Here is a 5,920-nt window from a genome sequence, read left to right on the forward strand (position 1 = left end):
TCGAGGAACTCACCGCCGGGATGGATTTCGCCGCCGACCTCGCCGCCGAGAAGGTCGTCTTCCATCCCTCCTCGGACGCGTGGAACCTCGGCTGGGGCGACGCGGAATGCCGCGAGTTCGTCCACGACGCGCTCGACGAACTGGTGCCAGCCGCGAGAGCGCGCGACCTCGACCCCTGTCTCGAGAACATCGTTTCCAGTTACTACGACGCGACGACGTTTTCGGAACTGCTGGAGCGGTATCCGGACGCGTCGATGACCTTCGACACCAGCCACGCGCTACTCGCTGGCATGGAGGAACCCGAGATGGCCGAGTTCTGCCGCGCCCACGCCGACCGAATCCACCACCTCCATCTCGTCGATACCAGAGGTGGCGACGACGAGCACCTCCCGGTCGGGATGGGCCGAATCGACTTCGAGACGATTCTCGACGGATTGGCCACTGTCGGCTGGTCAGGGACTGCAACCCTCGAAATCGGGACCGAGGATTACGACACCATCGCGCTCGGAAAACGGCACGTCGACGAACTGCTCACGGAGTTGTAGCCGTAGCCGGTCGGTTATTCTTCGACTCGTTCGAGGACGATACCGTCCGCGAACCGCCCGTGATTTTCGGCCTTCCGTTCGCGGATGGCGTCGAGATCTACCTCGGAGAGGCCCTCGAACTCGCGAATCGCGTGGACGACCTCCAGTATATCGGCCAGTTCTTCGATGTCCCTGTCTTCGACGTACTCGTCGACCTCCTCCTGTAACTTGTCGAGAAGATACTGCTCGTAAGCGTCGCCATCGACGGTCCGAAAAGTGGGCGTTTCGCCGTTTTGCTCGATGATCTCGGGGATGTCATCGCGGACCAGTTTATCGTGTTCGCGGGGCACGGTTGCCACTTCACGGGCGGAAACGTAAAATCGGCCATCCGAAAGCGGCTATCAGGTCCGTTCGAGCCACGCCTGCAGGCGCGCGACGAAGGCTTCGGGGTGTTCTCGGGGCGGCCAATGGCCGCAATCGGTGAGGAAGAAGCGGTCGGCAACAGGGGCTGTATCAGAGGCGTCCTTGGCGTGGTCGGCCGGTACTCGCGGGTCGTCTTTGCCGTGAACGAACAGTGTCGGGACCGGCAGCTCGTCCATCCGGTCGGCGAAACTCGTCTCGAACCCGGACCAACCGATCTCGGCGCGCTGGAAGCGGCGATAGGCATCGCCGGCATCCGTCCGCCGGAGTTCCTCGATGGCGTCGTCGACCAACGCGTCATCGAGGTTCTCGGGGTGGACGATACCGCGAAGCGCGCGTTCGGTGAGTCCCCGACTGTGCTTCATTCCCCACCACATCGCGGGCATGAGCAATGGCGTCTTCACGTAGGCGGCGCCGCGTTTGCCGCCCGGCACGTCGTCGCTGAGACCGTAGCTGTCGACGAGGACGAGCCGGGAGATTCGTGCCGGAGACGCGAAGGTGTAGTCGAGCGCGACGGCGCCGCCGGTCGAAAGACCGACGAGGGTCGTATCGAGCACGTCGAGCGTTTCGAGGAGATCACCGAGGACGCCGGCGTAATACGTGGTATCGGGAACTACGTCATCGGGGACGGCGTCGCTGTCGCCGTACCCCGGCAAATCCAGCGCGTAGACGCGGTACTCTTCGGCGAGTTCGGGGAAGACGTCCCGCCAAGAAACCGCCGCCGAGTCGATGCCGACGCCGTGAATCAGGACGAGTGCGCGGGCGTCCTCCGGGCCATCGACGCAATACTTGACCCGTGTTCCGTCGATCTCGATGCTCCGCTGGTCGGCGGACTCGAAAGTATTCATACAATCTACAGAAGGCCATCACTTATATACTGCCTCTCCGGAACCGTCCCCGATTCAGGCCCCGAACTCGTCTTCTGTCACGCGAACGATGAGCGTGTCGTCGACCTCGTGGAGGTCGTAGTCGGGGAGTTCGTGGCCCGTCCGGGTGACGAACATCGGTTCGAGGAGTTCCTCATCGCGGATGCCGAAGACCTTCAGGAAGCGACCGGTCTCGTCGGTGTCGATCTCGTTGTCCCGGACCGCCTCGGACAGATCGCGCGACAGCCACTCCTCATCGCTGACGGAGGGTTCCAAGACCAGCGACTCCTGTACGAACCGAACCAGATACCAGTTGAGATCATTCAAAAGGGCGACGGCACCACCGAGTGAGACGGTTTCGACGGCGACGGTGTTCTGGTAGGGTTCGTTGAGGTCGTAGGTCGCCAGTGCCTCGCGAGCGGTCTCACGACTGACGAGTTCGTAGCGCAACTCGACGTCTTCCTTGCCGACGAGACACACCCGCGTCATGGTCGGACATACGAGGGCTGTTTAAAAGTGGTTTCGACCCGGATCGAGATAGTCCGACATAGAACGCGACCGAAACCGGTGGAACAGGAACGAAGATAGCATCTGCCGAGGGGGCGTCCGATGGGTCGCGGCTACGCCGCGACCGTATACCGTGGCGGCTTCGCCGCCACGCAGGTCGCCTCCGAGGCGGTTCCCGCTGGCTCGGGCCTTCGGCCCTCGCCAGCGTAGCGCGCGCGGACTAACGCGGCCCGGAGGGCCGCGGCAGGAGCACGCGCATATTTTCCCCACGTTTTTGCCGCGGAGGCGTGTTCGCCGCCGTAGCGCGGCGAACCGCTGGAGCGTGCAAAAAGTGGCTTAGAAGCCCTTGCCCTGCAGTTCCCGCGCGATGATCATCTTCTGGATCTCGGTGGTACCCTCGTAGATCTGGGTGATCTTGGCGTCGCGGTAGAAGCGCTCGACGTCGAAGTCGTTGACGTAGCCGGAGCCGCCGTGGATCTGGACGGCCTCGTTGGCCGTCTTGACGGCGATTCGGGAGGCGTATTCCTTGGCCATGGAGGCGAGCATGGTGTTGGGCGAGCCGCCTTCATCGACCTCCCACGCGGATTTGTAGGTGAGGTTGCGTGCGGCCTCGGTTTCGGTGTACATGTCGGCGAGTTTGTGCTGGATGGCCTGGAAATCGCCGATGGGGCGGCCGAACTGCTCGCGTTCCTGGGCGTATTCGAGGGCGCGCTCGGCAGCGCCTTTGGCGATACCGATACCCTGTGCAGCGACGCCGGTTCGGGTGGCGTCGAAGAAGTTCATCTGCTGGTAGAAGCCGGCGTCTTCGGCGCCGACGAGGTTCTCCTCGGGGACACGGACGTCATCGAGGATGAGTTCGGCGGTGTCGGAGGCACGAATACCCATCTTCCCGGTGATCTTGTCGGCTTCGAAGCCGTCGCGGTCGGATTCGACGATGATCTGCGAGAAGCCGTTATAGCGACCGTCCGCGTCGGGGTTCGTTTTACAGAGGACGACGAAGAAGTCGCCGACGCTACCGTTGGTAATCCACATCTTGTTGCCGTTGATGACCCACTCGTCGCCGTCCTTCTCGGCGCGGGTGCTCACGGAGGAGACGTCCGAACCGGTGTCGGGTTCGGAGATGGCGGCCCCGGAGATGGCCTCGCCCTTGGCGACGGGTTCGAGGTACTCCTCTTTCTGCTCTTCAGTACCGTATTCGAGGATGGCCTCGGTCCCGAAGGAGGTGGCGAGAATCGACAGTGCAATGCCGGCGTCGGCGGCGAACAGTTCCTCGGCGATGAGGACCGAATCGAGGGCACCGTAGCCGGCGCCGCCGTACTCGATGGGGATGGTCGCGCCGGTCAGGCCCATCTTCGCGGCCTCGTCGACGATGTCGTGGGGGAACTTCTCCTCGACGTCGTACTCGGTGGCGTTCGGCCGAACCTCGTTGTCGGCGAAGCGTTTGACTTCCTCTTTGAGTTGTTCTTGCTCGTCGGTGAGCGCGAAGTCCATACTTTAAGGGTGGCATGACGGCACATAACGCTTCTCCCTCTCATTGCCGGTTTCAGTATACCAATTTGTACGATATCGACGGCCTCACGTTGCGGTTCGCGCGAAAACGGGGAAAGAAGGAAACGTTGAAACACGTTCAGAGTGACCGTTCTCCTGCTAACAATGGAATTCGACGATATCGAGACCATCGCGGTCCTTGGCGCCGGTAACATGGGCCACGGAATCGCAGAGGTCGCGGCCCTCGCGGGTTACAACGTTAACCTGCGGGACATCAAAGAGGAGTTCGTTCAGAGCGGCTACGAGGACATCGAGTGGTCCCTCGAAAAGCTCGCCGAGAAGGACCGCATCACCGACGAGCAAGCGGAGGAAGCGCTGGACAGCGTGACTCCCTACGTCGACATGGAGGAAGCCGTCGGTGACGCCGACTTCGTCATCGAGGCCGTCCCCGAAAAGATGGACATTAAGAAGGAGGTCTACACGGAAGTCGAGGAGTACCTCCCGGAGGACGCCATCATCGCCTCGAACACCTCCTCGCTTTCGATCACTGACCTCTCGGAGGTTACCGAGCGACCCGAGCAGTTCTGTGGCATGCACTTCTTCAACCCGCCGGTCCGCATGCAACTGGTCGAGGTCATCTCCGGAGCCCACACCGCCGAGGAGACCCTCGATGTCACCGAGCAGGTCGCAGAGCAACTCGACAAGACGCCCGTCCGCGTCCGGAAGGACTCGCCGGGCTTCATCGTCAACCGCATCCTCGTTCCCCTGATGAACGAGGCCTGCTGGCTCGTCAGCGACGACGTCGCCACCGTCGAGGAGGTCGACTCCACGACGAAGTTCGACATGGGCCTGCCGATGGGCGTCTTCGAGCTCTCGGACATGACCGGCCACGACATCACCTACCACGTCCTCGAATACATGAACGAGGAGCTGGGTGAGGCCTACGAGCCGGCGCCGTTCCTCGAGGAACTCATCGAGGAGGAGCGCCTCGGCAAGAAGACCGGCCAGGGTGTCTACGACTACGAGAACGGTGAGGGCGTCGACATCCCGACCGACGCCGGCACCGACGAGGTCGCCGAACGCCTCACCGCCGTGATGGCGAACGAGGTCGGCAACCTCGTCGGCAACGACGTGGCAGACCCCGCCGACATCGACGAGGCGGTCATGCTGGGCGCCGGCTTCCCGGACGGCCCCGCGAAACTCGCCGACGAACACGGCCTCGAATCGCTCGTCGAGACCCTCGAGGAGCTCACCGAGGAGGAGGGCCACCCGCGCTTCGAGGTCTCCGACGGTCTGCGTGCGGCCGCCGACGAGGGCGGCTTCCACGGCGGCGACGACGAAAGCGGCGTCGAGTTCACCAACGTCGAGGTCCGTTACCCCGGCGACATGGTCGGGCAGATCGTCCTCGACCGCGAGGCCCGGATGAACACCATCAACGCGGACCTGCTGGACGAACTCGCCGAAGCCGTCGACCTGCTGGAGGAGGACGACGAGGTTCGTGCCCTCCTTATCACTGGGAAGGGCGACCGCGCGTTCTCCGCTGGTGCAGACGTCACCTCGATGGCTGGCAGCGCCGACCCCATCGAGGCCATCGAACTCTCCCGGAAGGGCCAACAGACCTTCGGCAAACTCGAACAGTGTGAAATGCCCGTCGTCGCCGGTATCGACGGCTTCGCGCTGGGCGGCGGCTTCGAGCTGGCGCTCGCCTCGGACTTCCGTATCGCCTCGGAGCGCTCCGAACTCGGCACGCCGGAACACAACCTCGGCCTCCTGCCCGGTTGGGGCGGCACCCAGCGTCTGATGCGCATCGCCGGCTTCGGCCGCGCAAAGGAGATCGTCTTCACGGCCGAGCGGTTCGACCCCGAGACGATGTACGACTACGACGTCGTCACCGAGGTCGTCGACAACGAGGACTTCGAGGAGCGCGCCCACGAGTTCGCCGCCGACCTCGCTGCGGGCCCGCCCATCTCCCAGAAGCTCACGAAGCGCGCGATGCTCAAGGGCTGGGAGGACATCGACGCCGGCCTCGAACTCGAAGCGCAGGCCTTCGGCCACCTCATGAACACCGACGACCTCATGGAGGGCATCACGGCCTTCATGGGTGACGGTGAGCCG

The 5,920-nt window shown here is 63.4% G+C and carries 6 protein-coding genes; 2 read left to right on the forward strand and 4 right to left on the reverse strand.

Going from position 1 to position 5,920, the window contains the following annotated elements:
• Window positions 1–545: sugar phosphate isomerase/epimerase family protein (locus V5A53_RS12280; protein WP_332313907.1), on the forward strand; the 545-nt coding region annotated here is incomplete at its 5' end.
• Window positions 546–559: 14 nt separating this feature from the next.
• Here V5A53_RS12280 and V5A53_RS12285 read toward each other — a convergent pair.
• From V5A53_RS12285 to V5A53_RS12300, 4 genes are all read right to left on the reverse strand, one after another.
• Window positions 560–874, reverse strand: a complete 315-nt coding sequence (locus V5A53_RS12285) for a nucleoside triphosphate pyrophosphohydrolase (RefSeq protein WP_332313908.1) — start codon at window positions 872–874, stop codon at window positions 560–562.
• Between the two features lie 51 nt (window positions 875–925).
• The gene (locus V5A53_RS12290) at window positions 926–1,792 is read right to left on the reverse strand and encodes an alpha/beta fold hydrolase (protein ID WP_332313909.1); all 867 of its coding nucleotides are present in this window, start codon (window positions 1,790–1,792) and stop codon (window positions 926–928) included.
• A gap of 54 nt (window positions 1,793–1,846) precedes the next feature.
• Window positions 1,847–2,299: a DUF5804 family protein gene (locus V5A53_RS12295; RefSeq protein WP_332313910.1), complete on the reverse strand. Its 453-nt coding sequence runs from the start codon at window positions 2,297–2,299 to the stop codon at window positions 1,847–1,849.
• A 354-nt stretch (window positions 2,300–2,653) separates the two neighbouring features.
• Window positions 2,654–3,808, reverse strand: coding sequence for an acyl-CoA dehydrogenase family protein (locus V5A53_RS12300; RefSeq protein ID WP_332313911.1), 1,155 nt, complete (start codon window positions 3,806–3,808; stop codon window positions 2,654–2,656).
• A 162-nt stretch (window positions 3,809–3,970) separates the two neighbouring features.
• Here V5A53_RS12300 and V5A53_RS12305 point away from each other — a divergent pair.
• Window positions 3,971–5,920 (forward strand): 3-hydroxyacyl-CoA dehydrogenase/enoyl-CoA hydratase family protein (locus V5A53_RS12305; RefSeq protein ID WP_332313912.1); only part of this gene is annotated, 1,950 nt, incomplete at its 3' end.

This window comes from Natronomonas sp., assembly GCF_036625485.1.
Taxonomy (GTDB): domain Archaea; phylum Halobacteriota; class Halobacteria; order Halobacteriales; family Haloarculaceae; genus Natronomonas.